Annotated in this window: 23 protein-coding genes and 1 tRNA gene; 19 read left to right on the top strand and 5 right to left on the bottom strand. The window is 51.8% G+C overall.

Translation table 11 applies throughout. The features are described from left to right. Positions 1 to 94: 94 nt before the first annotated feature. The gene (locus L63ED372_RS09805; protein WP_062405714.1) at positions 95 to 1,291 is read right to left on the bottom strand and encodes an amino acid aminotransferase; all 1,197 of its coding nucleotides are present in this window, start codon (positions 1,289 to 1,291) and stop codon (positions 95 to 97) included. Positions 1,292 to 1,410: 119 nt separating this feature from the next. Between L63ED372_RS09805 and uvrB the strand changes: the two genes are divergently transcribed. From uvrB to L63ED372_RS09755, 10 genes are all read left to right on the top strand, one after another. After that, a complete protein-coding gene (gene uvrB, locus L63ED372_RS09800) occupies positions 1,411 to 3,537 on the top strand; it encodes an excinuclease ABC subunit UvrB (protein ID WP_062405712.1) in 2,127 nt (708 codons plus the stop codon). A gap of 125 nt (positions 3,538 to 3,662) precedes the next feature. After that, a complete protein-coding gene (gene iscR, locus L63ED372_RS09795) occupies positions 3,663 to 4,199 on the top strand; it encodes a Fe-S cluster assembly transcriptional regulator IscR (RefSeq protein WP_062405710.1) in 537 nt (178 codons plus the stop codon). A gap of 17 nt (positions 4,200 to 4,216) precedes the next feature. Then, on the top strand, positions 4,217 to 5,434 hold the full coding sequence (locus L63ED372_RS09790; protein ID WP_062405708.1) for an IscS subfamily cysteine desulfurase: 1,218 nt from the start codon (positions 4,217 to 4,219) through the stop codon (positions 5,432 to 5,434). 32 nt (positions 5,435 to 5,466) lie between these two features. After that, a complete protein-coding gene (gene iscU / locus L63ED372_RS09785) occupies positions 5,467 to 5,853 on the top strand; it encodes a Fe-S cluster assembly scaffold IscU (protein ID WP_062405706.1) in 387 nt (128 codons plus the stop codon). A gap of 1 nt (position 5,854) precedes the next feature. Further along, positions 5,855 to 6,178, top strand: a complete 324-nt coding sequence (gene iscA / locus L63ED372_RS09780) for an iron-sulfur cluster assembly protein IscA (protein WP_019425275.1) — start codon at positions 5,855 to 5,857, stop codon at positions 6,176 to 6,178. Further along, a complete protein-coding gene (hscB, locus tag L63ED372_RS09775) occupies positions 6,178 to 6,693 on the top strand; it encodes a Fe-S protein assembly co-chaperone HscB (RefSeq protein WP_062407899.1) in 516 nt (171 codons plus the stop codon). Before iscA ends, hscB begins: the two co-directional genes overlap by 1 nt. A 15-nt stretch (positions 6,694 to 6,708) precedes the next feature. After that, positions 6,709 to 8,574: a Fe-S protein assembly chaperone HscA gene (gene hscA, locus L63ED372_RS09770; RefSeq protein WP_062405703.1), complete on the top strand. Its 1,866-nt coding sequence runs from the start codon at positions 6,709 to 6,711 to the stop codon at positions 8,572 to 8,574. 24 nt (positions 8,575 to 8,598) lie between these two features. Beyond that, entirely contained in the window at positions 8,599 to 8,937 is a 339-nt protein-coding gene (gene fdx, locus L63ED372_RS09765) for an ISC system 2Fe-2S type ferredoxin (RefSeq protein WP_062405701.1), read from the top strand. Positions 8,938 to 8,954: 17 nt separating this feature from the next. Next, positions 8,955 to 9,665: a DNA polymerase III subunit epsilon gene (dnaQ, locus tag L63ED372_RS09760; protein ID WP_062405699.1), complete on the top strand. Its 711-nt coding sequence runs from the start codon at positions 8,955 to 8,957 to the stop codon at positions 9,663 to 9,665. Between the two features lie 109 nt (positions 9,666 to 9,774). Further along, a tRNA-Val gene (locus L63ED372_RS09755) sits at positions 9,775 to 9,849 on the top strand. Between the two features lie 329 nt (positions 9,850 to 10,178). On the opposite strand, the gene L63ED372_RS09750 is transcribed toward L63ED372_RS09755, so the two are convergent. The 3 genes from L63ED372_RS09750 to L63ED372_RS16410 all read right to left on the bottom strand — a co-directional run bounded on the left by L63ED372_RS09750 (position 10,179) and on the right by L63ED372_RS16410 (position 13,349). Continuing rightward, entirely contained in the window at positions 10,179 to 11,543 is a 1,365-nt protein-coding gene (locus tag L63ED372_RS09750; RefSeq protein WP_156343607.1) for a hypothetical protein, read from the bottom strand. Between the two features lie 110 nt (positions 11,544 to 11,653). Beyond that, positions 11,654 to 12,292: a hypothetical protein gene (locus L63ED372_RS16415; RefSeq protein ID WP_156343606.1), complete on the bottom strand. Its 639-nt coding sequence runs from the start codon at positions 12,290 to 12,292 to the stop codon at positions 11,654 to 11,656. Positions 12,293 to 12,344: 52 nt separating this feature from the next. Further along, complete coding sequence (locus tag L63ED372_RS16410) at positions 12,345 to 13,349, bottom strand: hypothetical protein (protein ID WP_156343605.1); 1,005 nt, start codon at positions 13,347 to 13,349, stop codon at positions 12,345 to 12,347. A gap of 114 nt (positions 13,350 to 13,463) precedes the next feature. Between L63ED372_RS16410 and L63ED372_RS16405 the strand changes: the two genes are divergently transcribed. Continuing rightward, a complete protein-coding gene (locus tag L63ED372_RS16405) occupies positions 13,464 to 14,219 on the top strand; it encodes a hypothetical protein (protein ID WP_156343604.1) in 756 nt (251 codons plus the stop codon). 93 nt (positions 14,220 to 14,312) lie between these two features. Here the strand turns inward: L63ED372_RS16405 and cadR are convergent, their stop codons facing one another. Continuing rightward, positions 14,313 to 14,774 (bottom strand): Cd(II)/Pb(II)-responsive transcriptional regulator, encoded by a 462-nt coding sequence (cadR, locus tag L63ED372_RS16200; RefSeq protein WP_082431665.1) that lies wholly within the window; start codon positions 14,772 to 14,774, stop codon positions 14,313 to 14,315. Between the two features lie 97 nt (positions 14,775 to 14,871). On the opposite strand from cadR, the gene L63ED372_RS09735 reads away from it, so the two are divergent. From L63ED372_RS09735 to L63ED372_RS16400, 8 genes are all read left to right on the top strand, one after another. Beyond that, on the top strand, positions 14,872 to 17,106 hold the full coding sequence (locus L63ED372_RS09735; protein WP_082431664.1) for a heavy metal translocating P-type ATPase: 2,235 nt from the start codon (positions 14,872 to 14,874) through the stop codon (positions 17,104 to 17,106). Between the two features lie 61 nt (positions 17,107 to 17,167). Then, entirely contained in the window at positions 17,168 to 17,539 is a 372-nt protein-coding gene (gene czcI / locus L63ED372_RS16660) for a cation efflux protein, CzcI family (RefSeq protein WP_082431663.1), read from the top strand. Positions 17,540 to 17,678: 139 nt separating this feature from the next. Continuing rightward, entirely contained in the window at positions 17,679 to 18,941 is a 1,263-nt protein-coding gene (locus L63ED372_RS16190) for a TolC family protein (protein ID WP_082431662.1), read from the top strand. Between the two features lie 8 nt (positions 18,942 to 18,949). Continuing rightward, positions 18,950 to 19,537, top strand: coding sequence for a hypothetical protein (locus L63ED372_RS09725; protein ID WP_231624473.1), 588 nt, complete (start codon positions 18,950 to 18,952; stop codon positions 19,535 to 19,537). Beyond that, positions 19,534 to 20,658 (top strand): efflux RND transporter periplasmic adaptor subunit, encoded by a 1,125-nt coding sequence (locus L63ED372_RS09720; RefSeq protein WP_062405685.1) that lies wholly within the window; start codon positions 19,534 to 19,536, stop codon positions 20,656 to 20,658. Before L63ED372_RS09725 ends, L63ED372_RS09720 begins: the two co-directional genes overlap by 4 nt. A 1-nt stretch (position 20,659) precedes the next feature. Continuing rightward, a complete protein-coding gene (locus tag L63ED372_RS09715) occupies positions 20,660 to 23,779 on the top strand; it encodes an efflux RND transporter permease subunit (protein WP_062405683.1) in 3,120 nt (1,039 codons plus the stop codon). A 22-nt stretch (positions 23,780 to 23,801) separates the two neighbouring features. Beyond that, positions 23,802 to 24,185: a hypothetical protein gene (locus L63ED372_RS09710; protein WP_062407897.1), complete on the top strand. Its 384-nt coding sequence runs from the start codon at positions 23,802 to 23,804 to the stop codon at positions 24,183 to 24,185. A gap of 48 nt (positions 24,186 to 24,233) precedes the next feature. Continuing rightward, positions 24,234 to 24,593: a hypothetical protein gene (locus tag L63ED372_RS16400; protein ID WP_156343603.1), complete on the top strand. Its 360-nt coding sequence runs from the start codon at positions 24,234 to 24,236 to the stop codon at positions 24,591 to 24,593. Positions 24,594 to 24,963 lie beyond the last annotated feature (370 nt).

The raw sequence follows: 24,963 nt of genomic DNA, 5'->3' as shown, positions 1-24,963 counted from the left end.
TTTTGAGTTTGACCCCTAATCGGCAGTCACTTTCCGGACCGCCCAAAAAGAAACCGCCCCGTCAGGGGCGGTTGCAAGCTGGATGTCAGACCGTTCAGACGACTTTGGCGATGGATGCGCAGACGTAATCGATGTTTTTGCTGTTGAGCGCGGCCACACACATGCGGCCAGTGTCTGTGCCGTACACACCAAACTCGCTGCGCAAACGCACCATCTGGTCCTTGGTCAGGCCCGAGTAGCTGAACATGCCGATTTGCGTGGTGATGAAGCTCATGTCTTGCTTCACGCCAGCGGCTTTCAGGCTGTCCACCAGTTTTTGGCGCATGGCCTTGATGCGCACACGCATTTCGGCCAATTCGCTTTCCCACTGGGCACGAAGCTCGGGGTTGTTCAGAACAGCCGCCACCACCGCACCGCCGTGGATGGGTGGGTTGGAGTAGTTGGTGCGGATCGCGATTTTCAGTTGCGACAACACGCGTGAAGCTTCTTCTTTGTCAGAAGCCACCACCGACAAGGCCCCCACGCGCTCGCCATAGAGGCTGAAGCTCTTGGAGAAGGATGTGGACACAAAAATGTTCAGGCCCGCGGCCACGAACTTGCCGATCACGGCGCCGTCTTCGGTGATGCCGTGGCCAAAGCCTTGGTAGGCCATGTCGAGGAAGGCGGTCAGGCCCTTGGCCTTGACAACTGCAATGACCTGGTCCCATTGGGCGTCGGTGATGTCGTACCCGGTGGGGTTGTGGCAGCAGGCGTGCAGCACCACGATGGTGCCGGCGGCCGCCGCGTTCAGGTCGGCCAGCATGCCTTCGAAGTTGACACCGCGCTTGGCTGCGTCGTAGTAGGCGTAGCTGCCCACTTCAAAACCGGCGTTGATGAAAATGGCGCGGTGGTTTTCCCAGCTGGGGTCAGAAATCAGCACTTTGGCGTTGGGGCTGACCTTTTTGAGGAAGTCAGCGCCGATTTTCAGGCCGCCGGTGCCGCCAATGGCCTGCACGGTGGAGACGCGGCCAGACTTGACCACGTCAGACTCTGCACCAAACACCAGTGCTTTGACCGCGTTGTCATAGGCCACGATGCCGTCGATGGGCAGGTAGCCACGGGCTGTGGGGGTGGCCATCATGGTCTTTTCGGCGGCTTGCACGCACTGCAAAAGGGGCAGTTTGCCGTTGTCGTCGAAGTACACGCCCACGCCCAGGTTCACCTTGTTGGGGTTGGTGTCGGCGTTGTATTGCTCGTTCAGACCCAGGATCGGGTCGCGGGGGGCCATTTCGACGGCGGAAAACAGAGACATGGAAAGTCCTTGGATTGTGTTCAGTGGTGGCAGGAAACCCGTTCCTCGGTTAGGCTTTCGGGTTGTCCCTGATTTTAACGGCCCCAGCCGCCTGGTTTGACCTGGCGGTCCTCAGAAAAATGTCCACCGTGCCCGAAGTCCCTGTTGTTGAAATTGCGCCCGATACGGCCAAGTACGCTGAGGGGAAGTTCATCAGCTACCCCGGCTCACCTTTCGAGCTGTACCAGCCTTACCCGCCTGCGGGTGACCAGCCCGTGGCCATTGAGCAGCTGGTCGAAGGCGTGCAGGACGGCGAGGTGTTCCAGACCCTGCTGGGCGTGACCGGCTCGGGCAAGACCTTCACCATGGCCAATGTGATCGCTCAGCTGGGGCGCCCGGCCATCGTTTTTGCGCCCAACAAGACGCTGGCCGCGCAGCTTTACAGCGAGTTCCGCGAGTTCTTTCCCAAGAACGCCGTCGAGTATTTCGTGAGTTATTACGACTACTACCAGCCCGAGGCCTACGTGCCCCAGCGCGATCTGTTCATTGAAAAAGACTCGGCCATCAACGAGCACATCGAACAGATGCGCCTGAGTTGCACCAAGAGCATCATGGAGCGGCGTGACGTGGTGATCGTGGCCACCGTTTCGGCCATCTACGGCATCGGCGAGCCCGAGAGCTACCACCGCATGATCATGACGCTGCGCACGGGTGACAAGCTGGGCCAGCGCGACGTGATCGCCCAGCTGATCCGCATGCAGTACCAGCGAAACGACATGGAGTTTTCTCGCGGCAAGTTCCGCGTGCGTGGCGACACCATCGACGTGTTTCCGGCCGAGCATTCCGAACTGGCCATCCGCATTGAGTTGTTTGACGACGAGATTGACAGCCTGCAGCTGTTTGACCCGCTCACCGGGCGTATTCGGCAAAAGATTCCGCGCTTCACGGTTTACCCGTCCAGCCACTATGTGACGCCACGCGACAAGGTGCTTGCGGCGGTGGAGACCATCAAGTTGGAGCTGGCGCAGCGCCTCAAAGAACTGGTGGGCATGGGTAAGCTGGTGGAGGCGCAGCGCCTGGAGCAGCGCACCCGGTTTGATCTGGAAATGTTGTCTGAGGTGGGCCACTGCAAGGGTATTGAGAACTATACCCGCCATTTGTCAGGGGCCGCGCCGGGAGACCCGCCCAGCACGCTCACCGATTACATGCCGCCCGACGCCATCATGTTCTTGGACGAGAGCCACCAGATGATTGGCCAGCTCAACGCCATGTACAACGGCGACAAGGCCCGCAAAACCACCTTGGTGGAATACGGCTTTCGCTTGCCCAGTGCGCTGGACAACCGCCCGCTTAAATTTGAAGAGTTTGAAAAGCGGATGCGCCAGTGCATCTTCGTCTCGGCCACACCGGCCGATTACGAAAAGACGCATTCGGGCAAGGTGGTCGAACAAGTGGTGCGTCCCACAGGGCTGGTGGACCCACAGGTCGAGGTCCGCCCCGCTACGCACCAGGTGGATGACGTGCTGCAAGAAATCCGCATCCGGGTGGAAAAACACGAGCGGGTGCTGATCACCACGCTCACCAAGCGCATGGCCGAGCAGCTCACCGATTACCTGAGCGACAACGGCGTGAAAGTACGCTACCTGCACAGCGATGTGGACACGGTGGAGCGGGTGGAGATCTTGCGAGACCTGCGTTTGGGCGCGTTCGATGTGCTGGTGGGCATCAACCTGCTGCGCGAAGGCCTGGACATTCCCGAGGTGTCGCTGGTGGCGATCCTGGATGCGGACAAAGAAGGCTTCTTGCGGGCCGAGCGAAGCCTGATCCAGACCATCGGGCGTGCGGCCCGCAACCTGAACGGCCGGGCGATTTTGTACGCCGACCGCATCACCGAGTCCATGAAAAAAGCCATGGGCGAGACCGAGCGCCGCCGCATCAAGCAATTGGCGCACAACGAGGCCATGGGCATCACACCCAAGAGCATCGTGAAAAAGGTGAAGGACCTGATCGACGGTGTGTACAGCGAAAAGTCGGGCAAAGAGGCCGAACGCCTGGAACAAGCGGCCATGCAAAAAGCCAAGGTCGAGGACATGAGCGAGAAAGACATCGCCCGCGCCATCAAACAACTGGAAAAGCAGATGATGGAACACGCCCGAAATCTGGAATTCGAAAAAGCTGCCCAAGTGCGGGACCAACTGACCATTTTGAAAGAGCAGGCCTTTGGCGCCACGGGTGGCGACAACATCGTTCCGTTGATCCGGGCTTAAGAACCCAGTGAATGACCCTATAACCCGAGTGATTTGATCGGGATTGGTTTATACTTGACTCGTTTAGTCGGGATCCCGCTTTGGCGGGGCAAGGACCAAGCCCCCAACCACTTCAGGAGTCTGCCATGCGTTTAACCACCAAGGGCCGTTTCGCCGTCACCGCCATGATCGATCTGGCCTTGCGCCAGGACGCCGGTCCTGTGACTTTGGCCGCCATCAGCCAGCGCCAACAGATTTCTCTGTCCTATTTGGAACAGCTGTTTGGCAAGCTGCGCCGCCACAACCTGGTCGAGTCCACCCGTGGCCCCGGCGGCGGTTACACCTTGGGCCGCAAATCGACCGACATCACCGTCGCCGACATCATTTTGTCGGTGGACGAGCCCATTGACGCCACCCACTGCGGCGGCAAAGAAAACTGCAACGGCGGCGATGGCCGCTGCATGACGCATGACCTGTGGGCCTCGCTGAACTCCAAAATGGTCGAGTTTCTGGACTCGGTGTCCTTGCAAAAGCTGGTGGACGACCAACTGGCCAAAGGCCTGGTGGTGGAGCTCAAGCCCACCCTCAAGCGGGCCATTGCCCCCATGCCCGTGAGCAAGCCGATCCGCCTGACCGGCCCCAATTCCGTGTTTGATCTGGGCAATGTGTTTGCCAAATCCTGATTGAAAAGAAGAACCCCATGACCACGCCCCATTTCCCCATTTACCTCGACTACGGCGCCACCAACCCTTGTGACCCCCGTGTGGTGGACGCCATCGTGCCTTGGTTGCGCGAGCACTTTGGCAACCCCGCATCCCGCAGCCACGCCTGGGGCTGGGAAGCCGAAGCCGCGGTTGAAACCGCTCGCGAGCAAGTGGCTGGCCTGATCGGCGCCGACCCCCGCGAAATCGTCTGGACCAGCGGTGCCACCGAGTCCAATAACCTGGCCATCAAGGGCGCAGCGAACTTCTACAAGTCACGCGGCAAGCACCTGATCACCGTGAAGACCGAGCACAAAGCTGTGCTGGACACCATGCGTGAGCTGGAGCGTCAGGGTTTTGAAGTCACTTACCTCGACGTCCAGGCCGATGGCTTGCTGAACATGGATGCGCTCAAAGCCGCCATCCGCCCCGACACCATCTTGATCAGCGTGATGTTCGTGAACAACGAAATCGGCGTGATCCAGGACGTGACCGCCATTGGCAACCTGTGCCGCGAAAAAAGCATCGTCTTCCACGTCGATGCGGCGCAAGCCACGGGCAAGGTCGAGATCGACATGACCCAACTCCCCATCGATTTGATGAGCTTGGCCTCGCACAAAACCTATGGCCCCAAAGGCATTGGCGCTTTGTATGTGCGCCGCAAGCCCCGAATTCGCCTGGAAGCCCAAATGCACGGCGGTGGTCACGAGCGTGGCATGCGTTCGGGCACCTTGCCCACGCACCAGTGTGTGGGCATGGGCGAAGCGTTCCGCATCGCCAAGCTGGAAATGGCCCAAGACAATGCAAAGGCCCGTGCCCTGCACGACCGCCTGATCAACGGCCTGAGCGACATGGAGCAGGTGTTTTTGAACGGCCACGCCACCCAGCGCGTGCCGCACAACATCAACATGAGCTTCAACTTCGTCGAAGGCGAGTCGCTCATCATGGGCATCAAGGGTTTGGCCGTGTCGTCCGGCTCGGCCTGCACCTCGGCCAGCTTGGAGCCGAGCTATGTGCTTCGCGCTCTGGGTCGCAGCGACGAGTTGGCCCACAGCAGCCTGCGCATGACGATTGGCCGCTGGACCACCGAAGAAGACATCGACTACGCGATCAAAACCATCCGCGAGAACGTGGCCAAGCTGCGTGACTTGAGCCCGCTGTGGGAAATGCACAAGGACGGCATCGATCTGAGCACCATCCAGTGGGCCGCTCACTGAGTTCACACTGACCTGAATACGGAGAAAACACCATGGCTTATTCTGAAAAAGTGGTTGACCACTACGAAAACCCCCGCAACGTGGGCTCTTTTGACAAGGGCGACGACAGCGTGGGCACCGGCATGGTCGGTGCGCCCGCTTGTGGCGACGTGATGAAGCTGCAGATCAAGGTCAATCCGACCACCGGCGTGATCGAAGACGCACGTTTCAAGACCTACGGCTGCGGCTCGGCCATCGCCTCCAGCTCGCTCGTCACCGAATGGGTCAAGGGCAAGACACTCGACGAAGCAGCTGCTCTGAAGAACAGCCAAATCGCCGAAGAGCTGGCGCTGCCGCCCGTCAAGATCCACTGCTCCATCTTGGCCGAAGACGCCATCAAGGCGGCTGTGGACGACTACAAAAAGAAACACCTGAACTGACATGGCCATCTCACTGTCTGCCGCTGCTGCGCGGCATGTGACCCGGTACCTGGCCAAGCGTGGCTCGGGTGTTGGTGTGCGCCTGGGCGTCAAGACCACCGGCTGCTCGGGCTTGGCCTACAAGCTCGAATACGTGGACGAGATTGCCCCGGAAGACGTGGTCTTTGAAGGCCACGGCGTCAAGGTGCTGGTGGACCCCAAAAGCCTGGCCTACATCGACGGCACCGAACTCGACTTCGTGCGCGAAGGCCTGAACGAGGGCTTCCGCTTCAACAACCCCAACGAGCGTGACCGCTGCGGTTGCGGTGAATCCTTCCGCGTGTGATTTCCCTGCAGGCCAACGATTTCGAGCTGTTTGATGTGCCGGCGCGGTTCGAGCAGGACCGCGCACAACTCGATGCCCGCTGGAAAGCCCTGCAGCGCGAAGCCCACCCTGATCGTTTTGCTGCCGAAGGCGCCGCTGCCCAGCGTGTGGCCATGCAGTGGTCGGTGCGCATCAACGAGGCGTATCAGCGCCTCAAAGACCCACTCAAACGCGCTGCCTATTTGTGCGAACTGTTAGGCGCACCCGTGCAGGCCGAGAACAATACGGCAATGCCCGCTGCGTTCTTGATGCAGCAAATGGAGTGGCGTGAACATCTGGACGACACCGAATCCGCACAAGGATTAGAAGCCTTGGCCGACCAAGTGGCCTCTGAGCAGCGCCGTGTGCAAAAAGAACTGGCCCGTTTGCTGGACCAAGCCCAAGACCCCGCGCAGGCCGTGGGGCAGGTGAGGGCGCTGATGTTCATCGAACGGTTCACGCAAGAAGTGAACGCTAAACTCGACCGATTGACCTGATTTTCTCAATAGACCATGGCCTTACTGCAGATTTCCGAACCGGGCCAGTCACCCGACCCGCACCAGCGCCGCATTGCGGTGGGCATTGACTTGGGCACCACCCATTCGCTGGTGGCTTCGGTGCGCAGCGGCGTGGCCGAATGCCTGCCCGATGACGAGGGCCGGGTGATCTTGCCTTCGGTGGTGCGCTTCATGCCTGGCCAAGGCCGCCAGATCGGTTTTGACGCGTTGCAATCTGCCGCTTCCGATCCGGTCAACACCATCGCCTCGGTCAAGCGCTTCATGGGCCGTGGCCTGAACGACATCGCCGACCGCAGCAAACTGCCTTACGAATTCATTGCCAGCGAGCAAGGCATGCTGTCCATCCAGACGGTGCAAGGCCCCAAGTCGCCTGTCGAAGTCAGCGCCGAAATTTTGGCCACCTTGCGTTACCGCGCGGAAGACACCTTCAACGACGACCTGTACGGCGCGGTCATCACCGTGCCCGCCTACTTTGACGACGCCCAGCGCCAAGCCACCAAAGACGCGGCGCAACTGGCCGGCTTGAATGTGCTGCGCCTGATCAACGAACCCACGGCTGCGGCGATTGCTTATGGCCTGGACAACGCGAGCGAAGGCGTTTACGCCGTGTTCGATTTGGGCGGCGGTACATTCGATATTTCGACCCTGCGCCTGACACAAGGCGTGTTCGAAGTGCTGTCCACCGGTGGCGATTCGGCTTTGGGCGGCGACGATTACGACCAAGCCTTGGCCGACTTTGCCATGGCCCAGCAGCCTGGCTTGCAAGCCGCCACGGCCGAAGACAAAACTCGGCTCAAGGCGGCGGCCCGTGCGGCCAAAGAAGCCTTGACTGGCACTGACATCGCTCACTTGAATGTGGCGCTTTCAACAGGTGCGTTGTCGGTGCAGATCAGCCGCGCCGATTTCGAGCAAACCACCCAAGCCCTGACGGCCCGCTGCATCACCGCCGTGCGCAAAGCGCTGCGCGACGCGCAATTGGCCAAAGACGATGTGCAAGGCGTGGTCATGGTGGGCGGCTCCACCCGCATGCCGCAAATCCAGCAAGCCGTGGCTGAGTTTTTTGGTCAGGCCCCGCTCAACAACCTCAACCCCGACGAAGTCGTCGCCTTGGGCGCGGCCATTCAGGCCAACCAATTGGCAGGCAACAACGCCGCAGGCGAATTGCTGCTGCTCGATGTGATTCCCTTGTCGCTGGGCATCGAGACCATGGGCGGCTTGGTCGAGCGCATCATCCCGCGCAACCAGACCATCCCCACCGCCATGGCGCAAGACTTCACCACCTACCAAGATGGCCAAACCGCGCTGGCGCTGCATGTGGTGCAGGGCGAGCGCGACCTGGTGCAAGACTGCCGCAGCCTGGCCCGCTTTGAGCTGCGTGGCATCCCGCCTATGGCCGCTGGTGCCGCCCGCATCCGCGTGACCTTCACCGTCGATGCCGATGGCCTGCTGAATGTGGGGGCCAAAGAACAAATCAGTGGTGTGGAAGCGCGCATTGACGTCAAGCCCTCGTATGGCCTGAGCGACGACCAAATCGCCACCATGCTGCAAGAAAGCTTCACCACCGCGCAAGCCGACATGAAGGCGCGTGCCTTGGTCGAGGCGCGGGTCGATGCCGACCGTATGCTGCTGGCCACGCGCAGTGCTTTGGCCGTCGATAGCCAATTGCTGAGCGCCGACGAGCTTGCCAGCATCGATGCCCTGATGGCCACTCTGCAAGCCGCCGTTCAAACAGAACAAGACGCCAAAGCGCTAGAAGACTGCACCCAAGCACTGGCCAAAGGCACCGAAGCTTTTGCCGCCGAACGCATGAACCACAGCATCCAGAAAGCCCTGGCCGGTCAAAACATCCAGACCTTGTGATCGCCGAATTGAACAAAGACATTTATGCCTGTCATCAAAATCTTGCCCCACCCCGAGTACTGCCCCCAAGGCGCCGAGATCACTGCGCCTGCAGGCACCAGCATCTGCGAAGCGCTGCTCGACAACAAAATCAACATCGAGCACGCCTGCGACATGAGCGCGGCCTGTACCACCTGCCATGTGGTGGTGCGCGAAGGCTTCAAGACCCTCAATGAGATGGAAGAAACCGAGGAAGACCTGCTCGACCGCGCTTGGGGCCTCGAGCCCAATTCGCGCCTGAGTTGCCAGGCCTTTGTGGCCAAGAGCGATCTGGTCATTGAGATCCCGCGCTACACCATCAACCACGCCAAAGAACTGCACTGAGCCGGAGCGACACAGCCATGCGTCAAATCGTTCTGGACACCGAAACCACAGGCCTCTCGGCCGAAGGCGGCGACCGCATCATCGAGCTGGGCTGTGTGGAGCTGTTTGCCCGCAAGCTCACCGGCAACAACCTGCATTTCTATTTCAATCCTGAGCGCGACAGCCACGAAGACGCGCTCAAGGTGCACGGCATCAGCAACGAGTTTTTGCGCGACAAACCCAAGTTTGCGCAGCTGACCGATGAAATTCTCGACTACCTGGCCGATGCCGAGCTGATCATCCACAACGCGGCTTTTGACATCGGCTTTCTGAACAAAGAACTCGAACGTGTCGGCAAAAAGCCATTGAAGGCCTATGTCAGTGGCGTGATCGACACCCTGGCCATGGCCAAGGAAATGTTTCCCGGCAAGCGCAACAGCCTTGACGCCCTGTGTGACCGCCTCGAAGTCGACAACTCCGGGCGCACCTTGCACGGTGCTTTGCTCGACGCCGAACTGCTGGCCGATGTCTACATCAACATGACGCGGGGCCAAGAGGCTTTGCTGATCGATGCGGGCGATGCGCCCAGTGACACACAGACCATGGAGGTGCAGGTGGATCTGAGCCAATACGCGTTGCCCGTCCTGACAGCCAATGCCCAAGAGCTGGCAGCCCACGAAGAGCTGTTGGTGCAACTCGACAAGTCCAGCGGCGGCAAAACCGTGTGGCGCCAAGCGCAGGCCGCCTGAGTCTCACGGATCCAGGGATGGGTGCTTTGAAGGCGCACATTTTTTGCCTGGGTGGGGCCAGAACGGGATAATTTTTATGCCATAATTATGGTCTTCGCTTCAATGCGTAGGGCGATTAGCTCAGGGGTAGAGCACTGCATTCACACTGCAGGGGTCGCAAGTTCGAAACTTGCATCGCCCACCAAAAATACCTAATGAAATCAAGCACTTAAAGGAAACTCTAGGTGCTTTTTCTTATGTTTTTTGTAGTATGGGCCCACTATACTACTTTTCATAGATTTTTCACTGTCTTTTCATAGATTTTCAAAGACACCCATAAAGAAAAATCTATCTGATTTCAAACTCATATCTAAATTTGCAGCGCTGCAATCTCACAAGCAGTTGATGATCCGTTGAAAGCTAAAAGTTTTTTAAAAATAAGCTACGTTTATTTTTTAAAAAACCAGCAGCCTAGCTGCTAACGCCCACAAAAAAACGCGCTACAGCGCGTTTAAATGCGTAACTAAGAGCAAGTTAGCCTTGCTGCAATTCCCACGGTCTAGGGCGTCGTTTACTTTGCAACATTTCAACGTTCATCTCGCCTTGAAGTGGGGCTGCGTAAAACCGATCAATCATCTCTGGACTTGTCCTGGCGTTTCGTGCTAGGGTTAATGTATCAATGCCACTTCCGAACAAAAGTCTGTACATGATGCAACTGTGCCTTAAGCTGTAGAGTGTTCTAGGCTCATTGATGATGCTTAACTTGAGCTTTGTAATTTCCAAAACAATTTCAAATTGCTTTGCTAATAATTTCATTGCGAAATCACGAGATGCTGCCATTGGTAAAAAAACATAGTCATCGGGTTGAGGTGCTCTACCAAACTCCTTGGTTTGTCTTTTCCAAATGCGCTCATAAACTTTAACTGCCCAAGGCATCGAAACAATAGGGTAGCTGTGCCCCTTGCTTGGAGGTAGGGTCAAGCGAAGATATTTCCATCCATGCCTCTCTACCACTTCAATATGCTTATGCTGCATGTTTCTAATGTCAGTAGGGCGCACGTAACTATTGACCATGAAGACTATTAAATCTGCAAGATCTTTGGTCATTTGAATTCGTTTGATGACCCTATGCTTGGGATCAATTGCTTTACCTGCTTCGCAGAAATATGATCGCTTGCCTTCTACACTGTGTGCTCGCCATTCAATTTTCTTGCCTGCTAATTTTTTGGCAGCTTTGGTAATTGCTTTGTATTCTCCGACGTTAAACCAGCCACGAGGTTTGTCTTCAACTCCAACTTTAGGAAATTCAGGTATGTGGTCAATGTAACTGTGCCTTGCTGCATGCTGCAAAACTTTACGTGTCAATCCCATGTAGGCACTTAAAGTTGAAACACTTAGCTTTGGCTCAACTGAAGATAACTTTTGTAGAAATTCATCCAACAATTTGTAGTTGATGCTCCTTATATCTTTCTGTTCAAAGAAAGGAGAAATATGCTTGTCATACCGCATTTGCATATTGTCGTAAGTGATTTTTGAAAGTTGTGTTCGCTCTAACTTCGCTGCCTCACTTTGCATCAACATATCTTTTACTTTAGTGAAGGTGATGACCTTTGCTACGTTCTCAGTCATCGGAATACCCTCTAGCTTTCCTCCACGCATGCGAAAGTTGACATCGTCGTAAAAGCGTTTTGCAGCCTCCATAGCATCGCGCTTAATTTCAGTTTTAGTAGTCCGCTTAAACACATGATTCTCAGCGTAATACCGAACCCACCAATAACTAGAAGCGGGGAGTTTGAATATCACTAGCTTGCGAGGGTAGCCAGGAATTCGTGTGATGCTATCTTTGAGTGGAACAGTTCTATGACGTATTTCTGAATCAGGTTCAATTGCTCGTGCCATTTTGAAATCTCAGTATCTACAGCTAGTTTGTTTTCTGAGTTGCTGATCAGTCAACCGAATGACCGTAAGTCTGTGGCTTTTAAACGATCTTTAAACTGGAAAAACTGCTATTAATTAATTTCAGCAGAATCTAATTCGTCAGTTACTGCGATTTCTTCAAAATCACGTCCTTTCCATTTGTATTTTTGATGCCACTCAGCTAGTCGTGAGTTGATGCTTTCAAGTGCATCATCCCCATAGTTGGCAAACATTTTCTTAAGCACTTCAAGCTTAGGATCCAACATTGATACATCGTCAATCGAATTTACTTTTACAAATTCAATGTTGTATTCAATTCTGTTTAGAAAACTTTTAACTGATTCTCGCATAGAGCAAAGATCGTCTCTTATGCTTAATAATTTTTCCAAATCACTCATGCATTGATTTGTTAAGTTGAATCCTGCGATCGTGATATCTGTATACAAGACTTGATAAAACGGATGTTGATTAACGTCTGGATCTAATTGTAAAAAATCAGTGCAGCTTAAATTCAACCAATAACTAACTGGATCTGTGGGTGAGTTAAGAATTCGCAATAACTGTTCAAGCATTCGAATCCCATTTCTGTACCAGCCATCACCTTTGTAGTACTTGATATTTTCAACTTCTAAATTAAGTTTGAGACTTTTTATTGATGGTGGTTTTTCCTTATCCTTTAGTTTGAGTAAAACAATTGTTGCTGCACCAGTAGCACCTAAAAATTCATCCATTTCAATTCTCCTTAAGTGAAGAAACTCCCGGATTACCCGGGAGTGAGTTTGATCAGACAATAGCTGTTGTTGCGTTCGTTGATGAAGATGGAGGAGGGTTAAGAGCAGGCATGCCAGGAGGTTGATAACCAACATCGCCTGGTTCCATACCCCAGCCTGAAGTGATGCCCATATGTTGACGAAGGATGTCAAGTTTGGCTTTTGTATCAGCAAGATCATCGGACACTGTACTTTCAGCTACAACTGTAAGAAGCTGTTTTTCCAATGCTTCAGGAACTTGTACGAACCTGACTACGCGGCGCTCGTTATCTGCAGTCTTGACACAAATTGCGTACTCAAATGTGCCGGCTTTCTTGTCACCTTCAACTGTATTAAGAACATATTTTTCAGGCACTTGAAGCACAGTTTCAGACCCTTTTGCATTGGCAAGTAGGATTTTTCGAAGCATCAGAGTCTTGTCTTCTTTATGCTTCTTTACTGCTTTCTTTTCAGCTGCGTCATCCTTGGTGCTCGTTATTTTTGCAATGCCACCGCGTTCTTTGATGTAGTTTGGAAGTTCTGCTGCAGCAAGGTTTTCTTCTTGTGCAACTTGTAAAACTTTTGAGTAGTTGTAAGCGGTCTGTCTATCAGTTGGAATAATGAATCGGAGAACAGTCGTCAACCAAGGCGTATTTGCCTGTGTTTTGATTTCATGCACGTCTTGCAGTATTTCTCGCATTCGCTGAAGAATATGATCGCGTAATGGAGATTCATTAATCTGAAGTGCGTAACTGTAAATTGCACCAAGTAGTGCATATAACTCTTTAGTACCTCGAACTACATACGTTTCTACATATTGATCATTCATTTTTGTCAGATTTTTACCCTGACTGAGAATGATTTCTACGTCTAGTTCATTTGCACTCTTATCACTAGGGCGACGGCTATCTGAGCCCCCCAGAGTTCTGTTCATAAGCAAACCAAATGCTAAATCGTCGACTGCAGATGATTTGAGAAGTTGATTTTCCGTTCCCACGCTTGCATCTGCGTTGGGAGTTTGCATAGTTCCTGTGTTCATGAAACACTCCTATAAAAAATATAACAATGGACCGTCGACCAGAATCAGTGCGACAAGCAAAGGTTAGATTTGTGGGGGCGGATTTAGTTCTTTTTTTCGATGGGGTTCGAAAAAATGAAGTTGAGAACTTCAAATTCAGATATATGCAATGAGCAATCAGAAAATGAAAATACAACAGATTTCAAGGGATCAGACCTAACAGAACTGGGACTATCAAATAGCTACCTTGGTGGCTGGTTCAGATGTCTTCAGCTTTCTAAGCAATACACGCAAAACTGTCGTACAGGTCTATTTCCAACAGATGGAGCCTATCAAACGTATCGTTTATTTGGTTCAGTAGAGGATCGCAAGTTAAACGACTGGTGGGAAGAACAAGGGCGCGTTAGTTTCAGTAGTGGATTTGCATCTTTAAAGGTGCAAATGCTCGTAAGACACAAGCAAACATCTGGCTTTCAAATTTCGCTCGATGTACCCGATGATTTGGATGTAAACATCGCTAGCGAAGAGTTTTGCTTGCTGATAAAGCAAATTCAAACTCTAAATTCTACTGATGGTCTTTTATCAAGCGCGCCAATGGCATGGTCGTTTTATAAAAGCAAAATCACTTGCGCGCACATGCAGCAACTACTAGATGTTTTAGAAGCATATGAAAAATTAATTAAGGTTTCGAATAGAGGAAATCTGTGGCAAATTGGCGAGCAATTACGCGTTAATCCTAAGGCTATGTCAAAAACAAGTGATTCGCATAACGAACGTATCGAAAAACACATTGCCATGGGCAAAAGAGTCAGTGCAATGCTATCGAATGCTCGAAGCCTAGTTCAAAATGCTTGCGACGGAATTTATCCAAGATTTAAAGTTTCGAAGTAATTCTTTTTCAGATTCCAGTGATGTTGACCAATCAGTCCAGTAACGTTACCAGCGCGTCCAGTTGTATTGACCAATTAATGTCCATCTCAGACATTACAAGCTTTTTGAGTGCAATCCCCCAATGTGCCCTGAAACGCTTTTTGATTTCAAAGTTGCTTGGCGTGGATGTGCAGATAACTCAGCAAGAATGCCGCATTGGTTTGTTGCCCGCGCTTCCATACAAGTTTCGCGTAATTCTTTGAGTTGGCGCTCAAGTTTTCGCAACTCTTTTATCCTTGACGCAACGTGCGCTATGTGTGTATCGATCAGTTCATTCACACCATCGCAGTCACCTTGCTGTGCGTCCTTGAAAGCTAGTAAGGTTCGAATTTCGTTCAGTGTCATATTCAGACTTCTGCAGTTCCGGATAAAAGATAGACGAGCCACATGTTTGGGGCCATAAATTCGATAGTTGCCTTCCGATCGCAGCGGCGAAGGTAGCAACCCTTCTCGCTCGTAATACCGAATCGTTTCCACCTGTGTTTGGGTAGATTTAGCTAGTTCACCGATCTTCATGTGGCATCTTTTCGAACTGATTTGAATGTCAAATTTTATGCGCTTGACACTGTAGTGGCTATAGGGTTTCTAATCTACCCAACTAGGAGTAAGATACATGTCAGTAACTGAGCAAGTACAACAAACTAAAACTCAATCAGCCTGCGAATGCGGGACGACTTGCGCTTCAACGCCTGTTACTTTTGAGCACCCAAGTGCAGCTGGTTTAACTAACGATGATCAGCGTTTTCGCATTGCAAATATGGACTGTGCTTCTGAGGAATCGGAAATTCGTCAGGCGTTAGTAGCGATTCAAGGTATTCGAAGTTTGCGCTTCGATCTGACTGCTCGCGAATTGACGATTGCTGCTGATCCACAAGTTGTTGCCGAATCTATCGATGCCATTCGCAGAGTGGGTTTTAAACCAGAGCCGTTGATCGACGAGCGTGACAAAGCAAATGCAAAAGGCGTTGCCTCGCATAGATTTTGGGACTTATGGGGCAAGTTGATTTTTGCTTTGATATTGTCTTTAGCTGCCGAGGGTTTGGCTTTTGCGTTGCCAGATGACTTGACTTCAAAGGGACTAGGCATGGCACTTGCCGCCTGTGCGATCGCCTTGGCAGGCTTCTCGGTCTATGGCAAAGGTCTGTCTGCTTTGGTTCGAGGGCGCTTAAATATGAACGCACTCATGACCGTCGCCGTCACAGGTGCATTCCTGATCGGACAATGGCCAGAGGCCGCTATGGTGATGGCACTGTATGCCATTGCTGAAGCCATTGAGGCCCGCGCAGTAGACCGTGCTCGTAATGCGATCAAAAGTTTGCTGGCACTGGCCCCAGAACAAGCCGAAGTTCTGCAAGCTGATGGCCAGTGGGTGCAATGCCCTGTCAAGACCATTGAAGTGGGCGCAACTGTGCGGGTACGGCCAGGCGAACGCATCGCCCTAGATGGTGTTGTCACATCGGGTACCAGTGCTGTCAATCAGGCCCCTGTCACTGGTGAAAGCTTGCCTGTCGATAAGTCTGCGGGAGATGAAGTCTATGCAGGCACCATCAATCAGTCAGGTTCGCTGGAAATTCGGGTCACGGCACTGGCTTCGGACAGCACCTTAACCCGCATCATTCACGCAGTCGAGCAAGCCCAGGCATCACGTGCGCCAACCCAACGGTTTGTGGATAAGTTCGCAACTGTTTACACCCCAGCCGTCTTTGTTTTAGCGGTTGCTGTTGCTGTACTGATGCCTTGGCTTGCAGACTGGACTTGGATTCAAGCCCTCTACAAAGCCTTGGTGCTTTTGGTCATTGCCTGCCCTTGCGCCTTGGTCATTTCAACCCCAGTCACTGTCGTCAGTGGTTTGACGGCAGGGGCACGTCGAGGCATTTTGATCAAGGGGGGTATTTACCTTGAAGAAGCCAGAAGCATCAAGGTGGTAGCCCTAGACAAAACCGGAACCATCACACAGGGCAAGCCCAAATTGGTGGCGTTTGAACCCATCGATACGAGCGTTGATGTTGCAACCATTCAAAGCATTGCGAAAAGTCTTGCTGCTCGTTCAGACCATCCCGTGTCCAAAGCCATTGCCGAAGGTCTCACAGCAGCGCTAAAAGATGTCACTGAATTCCAAGCAGTTGCAGGTCGTGGCGTGCAAGGTGTCATTGAGGCGCATCCTTATGCGTTGGCAAATCACCGCTGGATTGAAGAGCGCCAACAATGCTCTGCCGAACTTGAGAGTCGCCTCAAAGTTCACGAAGAAGCGGGAAGAACCGTCACCATTTTGACCAATGCCAATCGTGTGATGGCTTTATGTGCTGTGGCCGACACCATCAAACCCTCGTCCACACAAGCGGTGGCTGAGTTGAAGTCCATGGGCGTGACACCCGTGATGTTGACGGGTGACAACATTGCCACGGCGCATACCGTAGCAGCGCAAGCAGGGATTGATGAAGTCCGTGGCAACCTCCTGCCAGAAGACAAACTAGATGCGATGAATGAGTTGCAACAGCGGTTTGGCGTCACGGCCATGACAGGTGACGGCATCAACGATGCACCTGCCTTGGCAAAGGCCAATATCGGTTTTGCCATGGGAGGTGCTGGCACGCACATCGCAATGGAGGCGGCTGATGTGGTGGTGATGAATGATGACCTGCGCCGTCTGCCAGAAACCATTCGATTATCCAAACGAACCCATGCTGTGCTCTGGCAAAACATCAGCTTGGCGCTTGGTATCAAGGCCGTATTTTTAGCGCTGGCGATTTTTGGCGATGCAACCATGTGGATGGCAGTGTTTGCCGACATGGGTGCCAGTCTGATGGTCGTTTTCAATGGCCTGAGGCTTTTGAAAGCCCAGCATTGAAGATGGGGCATTCAACGAAACACCAACTTTGTCTTCCAACTTTGCTGATAGAATTCCTCCCATGCGTCGCTTGGTTGCCATTTTCTTGCTGGTCTTTATGCCATTGCAGCTCTCTTGGGCTGCAGTGAGCGGTTATTGCCAGCATGAAAGCGATGTCAGCTCGCAAGCGCAACACCCCGGTCATCATGAGCACGAGCACAAGTCTAGCGACTCCATGTCCGACACCAAAGCGCCTACCTCAAAGGTAAGTAATCTGGACGGCAGTGATACGGATTGCGCCAGTTGCCATGCCTGTTGCTGCGCTGCGTTGGTTACTCAGACGCAAATGCCTTTATCACAAGGCCCCGAGCACGTGACGGCTACCCAAGCCGAATTCCTTTTCCGTTCTGCAATAGAACGACCAGAACGACCTCAGTGGAACCACCTCGCCTGATCGGTGAGGTTAGTTCAATCCATCCCCGCTTCAGCCGACTTCTTGAGAACTGAGCTTCAGTTCTGAAGCGGCTGTGCGTGTCGATGCAGCTTCCTTACCGATCTCCATGTCATGGTTATTCACAACCTAGGAGAGTCGGATGTACCGAACCAAAAAATGGAATTTCAAATGGCGCCTGAGTGCAGTAGCTGCCATTTCAGTGTGCAGTGTCTTTCATGTATTTGCGCAAAATACCAACCAGCCACGGCCAGTTCAGAGCGTCAAAGATATTTTTGATGCCACTTGGGCACGTCAACCAGAAGCACAAGCGTTAGAGACTCGTCAGCAAGCATTGCAAGCCCAAAAGCGTGCAGCTACAGCATGGACGCCAGAGCCAGCAGCCGTAGAGCTGAACTCAAAATCTGATCAGTGGGGCAGAAATTTGGGTGAACGAGAGCAGCAAATTGCAATCGCAGTTCCGATGTGGCTCCCCGGTCAACGAAGCAAAAGTTCTGCTCTTGCAGAGGCTGAGGCAAACGCTTTAGATCATCAAATTAAAGCAAATCAACTGCGTGTTGCCGGACAAATCCGAGAGGATTGGTGGAATTTTCACCGTGCCCGCATCGAAAAAGATGTCACCACGGATCAATTGAACAATGCGAAACGCTTAGCTGAAGATGTTTCTAAACGGGTGAAGGCGGGTGATTTAGCTCAATCGGATCAACACCAAGCTGAAGGTGCCGTTGCGGTGGCTGAGTCTGCGTATGCCATGGCGCAAGCAAATTTGGAACTTGCCATTCAGATGATCAAAGCATCGATTGGTGCGACAAGTTTTTCAACGCTGACTTTGTCAGATAGCCCAGAGTTACTCCCTTCAGCTGAATACCCACGCAACCATGCCGCATTGATGGAGCTGCAAGCGCGCTCAGATGTTGCCGAGCGCGCGATGGCACTGGCCGCAACCAGAACAAGGGCGAACCCAGAATTCACGATTGCCAAATCCAGAGATCGTGGCAATCTTGCAGATCCCTACAGCTCAAAAATAACGATAGGCATTCGACTTCCGTTTGGCGGTGGCCCTAGGTATGAGGCGGTTGTAGCTCACGCCCAAGCTGAAGCAACACAAGCCCAAGCGCAATTGACCTTGGAGCGCGATCGGACACAGTCCCTGTGGCACTTTGCTCAAGCAAAAGTCAATGCTGCACAGGCTCAACTCAAAGCGGCGGAGCGCAGAGCCAAATTGGCTTTGGAGTCCCGCACCTTCTTTGAGAAATCGTTTCAGCTTGGTGAATCCGATTTGCCAACCCGACTGCGCATCGAGGTAGAAGCCGTTGAGGCACAACGTCAAGCTGCTTTAAGTCGTATCGAGTTCTTTGCGTCTATCTCAGCGCTACGTCAAGCCGCTGGACTATTGCCGCAATAAGGTGTGCTATGAATCAATCAACATTACAGAAAATTTCAATGACTATTTCATCAGGAATCAGAACCATTGGACTGGCCATCGGCTTGGCTCTTTCCAGTCTGAGTTGGGCAGGGGAAGGGCACGATCATGGCGATGCCAAGGCAGCCACATCAGCCCCCTCCACCCCCCGTTTTACAGCAGTTTCAGATGCACTCGAATTGGTCGGTGTGCTGAACGGAAAGCAAATCACTCTCTATTTAGATCGCCTTGAAACCAATGCGCCTGTCAAAGATGCACAAATTGAGCTGGATTTATCTGGCGTTAAATTTGTAGCGCAAAAGCACGGTGAAGGTGAGTTTGAAATTGTGCTCCCCTCTGAGCCGAAACCCGGCGTTATCAGCGTGACTGCGACTGTCACGATCGACAAAGAAGTTGATTTGTTGGCTGGGGAGCTGGACATTCACTCAGATTTGAATGGACAAGGTAGCGCTTCAAAAAATGAATGGAAAAAGTGGCTTAGTTGGGTGTTGCTTTTTGCCACCGCCCTTATGGCGCTGATTTTTATTCGCAAGCGCCTACAGACTCATCAAGCTAATCGCACCGGAGGTGCCGCATGACTTTCAAAACCACTCTTTCAACACTGACTGTCGTGATGGCCGCAGTGACTGCCCTATCTCCGGTGACCAGCACTTGGGCTGGTGAAGGCCATGACCATGGCGGTGCATCTGCTACTCCCAACATGAACGGGCCTCAGCGCTTGCCCGATGGCAGCGTCTTCTTACCAAAGCCAGCCCAACGTCAATTGGCAATTCGAACTATAAAAGTGGAAGTTACAGACTTGCCGAGGTCAATAGAACTCAACGGCAAGGTCAGCATGGACCCCAATGCTGGTGGCAAAGTTCAAGCCATCAATGCTGGTCGAATCGAAGCCGGTCCTAAAGGTCTGCCAAATCTCGGTACTGCAGTGCGCAAAGGGGATGTTCTTGCTTATCTTGTGTCTTCACTTGCGCCTATTGAGCAATCCAATCAGTTTGCACAGTTGGCAGAACTCAAAGCAGCTAAATCTCTTGCAGAAAAACGACTGGCACGATTTAAGGAACTTTCCGATACCGTGCCACGCAAAGACATCGAAGCAGCTGAGAGCGAGCTACAAAGCTTGACTGGCCGCGTCTCGGCAGTTAGCACAGGACTGAACCACCGAGAACCTTTGGTGGCACCCGTTTCTGGCGTGATTGCCTCAGCAAATGTGGTGGCAGGACAAGTGATCGATGCGCGAGAGTTGGTGTTTGAAATTGTGGACCCAGCACGCCTGCGAATTGAAGCCTTGGCTTTTGACACCGCTCTCATCGCCAGCGTGGACAAGGCGTTCATGGCAGTGAATGGCCAACAAATTTCGCTTCAATTTTTAGGTGCAGCACGCAGCCTGCGTGAGCAAGCACTGCCCATGAATTTCAAGGCTCAGGGCGAAGAACTGAGCGCATTGGCTCTCGGTGAGCCAGTCAGGGTGGTGATTCAGACCAAAGACAAGGTGAAAGGTATGGCTGTTCCAGTTTCTGCTTTGATGAAGAACCCTGCCAATCAGCCAATTGTTTGGGTCAAAACAGCCGCTGAGCGATTCACACCGCGCACCATCACTTTTGAACCCTTGGACGGTACACGGGTTGCTATTACATCGGGTCTTGAGATGGGCGATTTGATCGCTACGCAAGGCGCAACATTGATTAACCAAGTGCGTTGATATGTTTAAGTGGTTACTTGAAAACAGTTTAGCCAATCGATTGCTGGTGATCATCGCCAGTGTCGTATTGATGACCTACGGCGCATTCACATTGACAAAAACACCAGTGGATGTTTTTCCTGATTTGAACAAGCCCACGGTCACCATCATGACCGAATCAGGTGGCATGGCGCCAGAAGAGGTTGAGCAACTCATCACCTTCCCCCTAGAGACCGCCATGAACGGTTTGCCTAGCGTTGAATCCGTCCGGTCTATTTCGTCAGCCGGATTGTCATTTTTATATGTGACTTTCAAATGGGATACAGATATTTTCCGTGCAAGACAGTTGGTATCTGAGCGACTGTCAGCCATGGAAGACGGTATGCCTGCTGGCGTAATGCCGCGCATGGGACCAATTAGCTCGATCATGGGTGAGATCATGCAAATCGCTATTCCAGTCGATTCGCAGAAGATTTCAGCTATGGCTGTCCGTGAGTACGCAGACTGGGTTTTGCGTCCACGCCTTCTGTCGGTTTCTGGGGTTGCCCAAGTTATTCCAATTGGTGGCGAGGTGCGTCAGTTTCAGGTGCAACCCAATACGGCTCGTATGGCTGAGTTGGGCATCTCACACGATCAAATGGAAGCTGCGCTGAAAGGTTTTTCTGCCAATACCTCCGGTGGCTTTTTGGAACTCAATGGACGGGAATACCTGATCCGCAACCTCGGACGAACTTCCCGTTTGGATGATCTGAAAAATCTGGCACTGACCACAAAAAATGGGCAGCCAATCTTGTTGCGTCAAATTGCCGATGTTACTTTTGCTGCAGCGTTGAAGCGTGGTGATGCAGGGTTTGAGGGGAAACCGGCAGTTATTTTGGGTATTCAGAAACAACCCACAGCAGACACGATTGCTCTTACCCGTGCAATTGAGGATGCGTTGGTAGGTTTGAAATCATCCTTGCCAGCTGGCATGGATGCCCCTCGCGTCACATTCAGACAGGCCAGCTTCATCGAAGCATCCATCAATACGCTACAAGGCAAATTGATTGGTGCATCCGTCTTTGTCGCTGTGATTTTGTTCTTTTTCTTAGGTACGGTTCGACCCACCATCATCGCCTTGACAGCGATTCCCGTATCCATCTTCATCACCTCTTTGGTATTCAAGTACTTTGGCTTGTCTATCAACACCATGACTCTTGGAGGATTGGCCATTGCCATTGGCGGTCTGGTCGACGATGCGGTGGTCGACGTAGAGAACATTCTGCGACGGTTGAAGGAAGATCGCATAAAACATCCGCAGCATCGGCTTCATCCGTTGGAAGTTGTAGCGAAAGCCTCAATGGAGGTTAGATCTGCCATTTTGTATGCCACGGTGATCATCGTCCTCGTTTTCATTCCGTTGTTTGCATTGCCCGGCTTGGAGGGAAAGCTCTTTGTTCCGTTGGGCATTTCCTTCATCGTTTCAACTCTGGCTTCATTGCTTGTCTCGGTCACCATTACCCCCGTGCTGAGTTACTACCTCCTGCCGACCATGAAAAACTTGGATCATGGGGATACCAAGGTTCTGATTTGGCTCAAAACACGCTATGCAAGCAGTCTTCAAAGCGTTTTACAAAAACCGAAGATTGCATTGGTTGCCTCTGGATTCGCCGTGCTGACGGCAATTGCAGCAGTACCATTTTTCCCGACGACTTTCTTGCCACCATTCAGCGAAGGAACACTGCTGATCGGACTGCGCTTGAACCCCGGCGTGACTTTGTCCGAAACCACTGCATTGGCCAGACAAGCCGAGGTCTTGGTCAAGCAAGTACCAGAGGTCACACATGTCGGTCGTCGAAGCGGACGAGCTGAGCTTGATGAGCACGCAGAAGGCGTTCACGTGAGTGAGCTGGACGTGGGCCTCAAACCAACGGGTGAGCTGATGCGCAGTATGGATGAAATCAAGGCAGACATCCGTTCTCGCCTTGTCAATTTGCCCGCCGCCCTAGAAATCGGTCAACCCATTTCCCACCGTATCGATCACATGCTGTCCGGGGTGCGCTCGCAAATCGCCATCAAAATTTTTGGCGATGACTTAGATGGATTGCGTGGGCAAGCTGATTCGTTGAGAGCACGATTAGCGACTATTCCCGGCATTGCTGATTTGCAAATTGAAAAGCAAGTGCTGGCACCGCAAATCAAGGTTCGTATTGACTATGCCGCCGCAGCTCAATACGGAATTCCTGCACCACAAGTGCTCTCGACTTTGCAAAGCTTGGTCGAAGGCGAAAAAATCACCCAGATTGTGGAAGGCGGACGTCGTTTTGCGTTGGTCGTGCGCTTGCCTGAATCTGCTCGTTCGGTTGAGGGCTTAAATCAAATCTTGATTGAGACTCCCAACGGTCGAGTGCCATTGTCAAAGTTGGCGACGATTGAGGATGGCGATGGCCCGAACCAAATCAGCCGCGATGACGGCAAACGCCGCATCGTTTTGTCCGCAAACGCATCTGGTCGAGCTTTGTCAGAAATTGTTGCGGATATTCGCGCTGTGGTGGCTGACACCAAACTCCCCGAGGGGTACTTCATCACGCTAGGCGGTCAGTTTCAAGCTCAAGAGGAAGCTTCACGACTTGTGGGGCTGCTCTCAATCGTGTCGCTGGTCTTGATGTTTGTGGTTCTGTACAGCCGCTACAAGTCGACGCGACTTTCCGCGTTGATCATGGTGAACATACCGCTGGCCTTGGTAGGTGCAGTTCTCGGGCTGTGGTTGTCAGGACAGCCGTTGTCTGTTGCCGCTTTGGTGGGATTCATCACACTAGCAGGAATTTCAGTCAGAAATGGCATCTTGAAAGTCAGTCATTACATCAACTTGATGCGGTTTGAAGGTGAGAATTTTGACCACAAGATGATTATTCGTGGTTCGCTCGAACGATTAAGCCCTGTGTTGATGACTGCGTTGGTAACAGCTTTTGCATTGGCTCCTTTGCTTTTTGAAGCAGAGCGCCCGGGGACTGAGGTTTTACACCCAGTTGCGGTAGTAATTTTTTCAGGGCTAATCAGCTCCACGTTGCTTGATACGTTCCTGACTCCTGTCATGTTCTGGCTCTTTGGTCGTCGAGATGCCGAACGCTTGACAGAAGACAAAGACGCCGAAGCATTTTAATTTGATACTGAAAGGGTTAGAAATGAAAATTCAAAAAATCGCTATTGCATTGAGTCTGCTTATCAGCACAGGCGGAATTGCAGCTGGGGAGAGCCATAGTCATGGTAAAGCCAAGCCAATGCACGGAGGTGTAGTGACCGAAGTGAAGGACATTGAATATGAGCTAGTTGCAAAATCTGAATTCTTGCAACTTTATCTTCGCGACCATGGGAATCCCATTGACGTGAGTAAGTCATCAGCAAAACTCACATTGCTCACAGGCGTTGACAAACAGGAAGTCGAATTAAAGCCCTCTGGGAATAAATTGGAGGTAAATGGTGCTTTCAAAATAACTCCTAATACGAAAGTGGTTGCAATAGTTATGACAGGAGAAAAAAAAATAATTGCACGTTTTGTGCTGAAGTAATTGATCTGCATGCGTATAAACCCATTTTTTTTACTAGGGAAATCTAAAGTGAATTCAAAACTCAACATACTGCCAATCGCAGGGGCTATTCTCTCATTGACTTTCGTTTCAGGTTGTACGACCCAGAAATATGGAAGTTCAGAAAAATTTTCTTGGAATGAAGGTTGGCGAAGTGGCACTGTGACTGCTATCGGTCAAGGGAACATCTATGCTAATAAACTTGCTAAACACTGTAAAAACCAAATAGCGACGTCATCTACACGCTATGCAACAGTCTTGTTAAAAAATTCTAAACCTCCCATTTGGCTAACAGTTCCGGTAGGTCTAGACTTTTCGCTTGAAGAAAATGATTCTGTAGTTATCAATATCTTTGATTGTGCAAAACAGATCGAACGGCATTCTAAATAATTTTTAATAGTCCTTGAATTTGAAAAATTTTGTCTTTCAAATGATGAGGATGATTGATTGAAATAAAACCAATTTTAAAACTGGGTGAAAAAACACCCGGTTTTTATTTTTCTTTATTTTTTTCGTAAATTTTTTATTTTTATTCTGCATTTGTCTTCAAATTACAGCGACTTCATAGACAATGAAGATGCATTAACTTTGAATAAATTAGTATTCGTTTTATATTGTGGAATTATAGCGAGCAATAAATTCACAAAAATTGCACTTTTGTTGCAATGCTGTTCTAAGATAACTTTTTATTTGTATAGAAAGTAAAGTGAGAAATTCAATTTTAAATGCATCGCTTGACGTTTGGCTTATTACTGTTATC

Source organism: Limnohabitans sp. 63ED37-2 (assembly GCF_001412535.1).
Taxonomy (GTDB): domain Bacteria; phylum Pseudomonadota; class Gammaproteobacteria; order Burkholderiales; family Burkholderiaceae_C; genus Limnohabitans_A.
This window is presented reverse-complemented; position numbering and strand designations above follow the sequence as displayed.

What these genes read in the sequence shown, in the direction of transcription:
- L63ED372_RS09805 (WP_062405714.1), bottom strand. Translation starts at nt 1,291, where the DNA reads ATGTCTCTGTTTTCCGCCGTCGAAATGGCCCCCCGCGACCCGATCCTG.
- uvrB (WP_062405712.1), top strand. Translation starts at nt 1,411, where the DNA reads ATGTCCACCGTGCCCGAAGTCCCTGTTGTTGAAATTGCGCCCGATACG.
- iscR (WP_062405710.1), top strand. Translation starts at nt 3,663, where the DNA reads ATGCGTTTAACCACCAAGGGCCGTTTCGCCGTCACCGCCATGATCGAT.
- L63ED372_RS09790 (WP_062405708.1), top strand. Translation starts at nt 4,217, where the DNA reads ATGACCACGCCCCATTTCCCCATTTACCTCGACTACGGCGCCACCAAC.
- iscU (WP_062405706.1), top strand. Translation starts at nt 5,467, where the DNA reads ATGGCTTATTCTGAAAAAGTGGTTGACCACTACGAAAACCCCCGCAAC.
- iscA (WP_019425275.1), top strand. Translation starts at nt 5,855, where the DNA reads ATGGCCATCTCACTGTCTGCCGCTGCTGCGCGGCATGTGACCCGGTAC.
- hscA (WP_062405703.1), top strand. Translation starts at nt 6,709, where the DNA reads ATGGCCTTACTGCAGATTTCCGAACCGGGCCAGTCACCCGACCCGCAC.
- fdx (WP_062405701.1), top strand. Translation starts at nt 8,599, where the DNA reads ATGCCTGTCATCAAAATCTTGCCCCACCCCGAGTACTGCCCCCAAGGC.
- dnaQ (WP_062405699.1), top strand. Translation starts at nt 8,955, where the DNA reads ATGCGTCAAATCGTTCTGGACACCGAAACCACAGGCCTCTCGGCCGAA.
- L63ED372_RS09750 (WP_156343607.1), bottom strand. Translation starts at nt 11,543, where the DNA reads ATGGCACGAGCAATTGAACCTGATTCAGAAATACGTCATAGAACTGTT.
- L63ED372_RS16415 (WP_156343606.1), bottom strand. Translation starts at nt 12,292, where the DNA reads ATGGATGAATTTTTAGGTGCTACTGGTGCAGCAACAATTGTTTTACTC.
- L63ED372_RS16410 (WP_156343605.1), bottom strand. Translation starts at nt 13,349, where the DNA reads ATGAACACAGGAACTATGCAAACTCCCAACGCAGATGCAAGCGTGGGA.
- L63ED372_RS16405 (WP_156343604.1), top strand. Translation starts at nt 13,464, where the DNA reads ATGAAGTTGAGAACTTCAAATTCAGATATATGCAATGAGCAATCAGAA.
- cadR (WP_082431665.1), bottom strand. Translation starts at nt 14,774, where the DNA reads ATGAAGATCGGTGAACTAGCTAAATCTACCCAAACACAGGTGGAAACG.
- L63ED372_RS09735 (WP_082431664.1), top strand. Translation starts at nt 14,872, where the DNA reads ATGTCAGTAACTGAGCAAGTACAACAAACTAAAACTCAATCAGCCTGC.
- czcI (WP_082431663.1), top strand. Translation starts at nt 17,168, where the DNA reads ATGCGTCGCTTGGTTGCCATTTTCTTGCTGGTCTTTATGCCATTGCAG.
- L63ED372_RS16190 (WP_082431662.1), top strand. Translation starts at nt 17,679, where the DNA reads ATGTACCGAACCAAAAAATGGAATTTCAAATGGCGCCTGAGTGCAGTA.
- L63ED372_RS09725 (WP_231624473.1), top strand. Translation starts at nt 18,950, where the DNA reads ATGAATCAATCAACATTACAGAAAATTTCAATGACTATTTCATCAGGA.
- L63ED372_RS09720 (WP_062405685.1), top strand. Translation starts at nt 19,534, where the DNA reads ATGACTTTCAAAACCACTCTTTCAACACTGACTGTCGTGATGGCCGCA.
- L63ED372_RS09715 (WP_062405683.1), top strand. Translation starts at nt 20,660, where the DNA reads ATGTTTAAGTGGTTACTTGAAAACAGTTTAGCCAATCGATTGCTGGTG.
- L63ED372_RS09710 (WP_062407897.1), top strand. Translation starts at nt 23,802, where the DNA reads ATGAAAATTCAAAAAATCGCTATTGCATTGAGTCTGCTTATCAGCACA.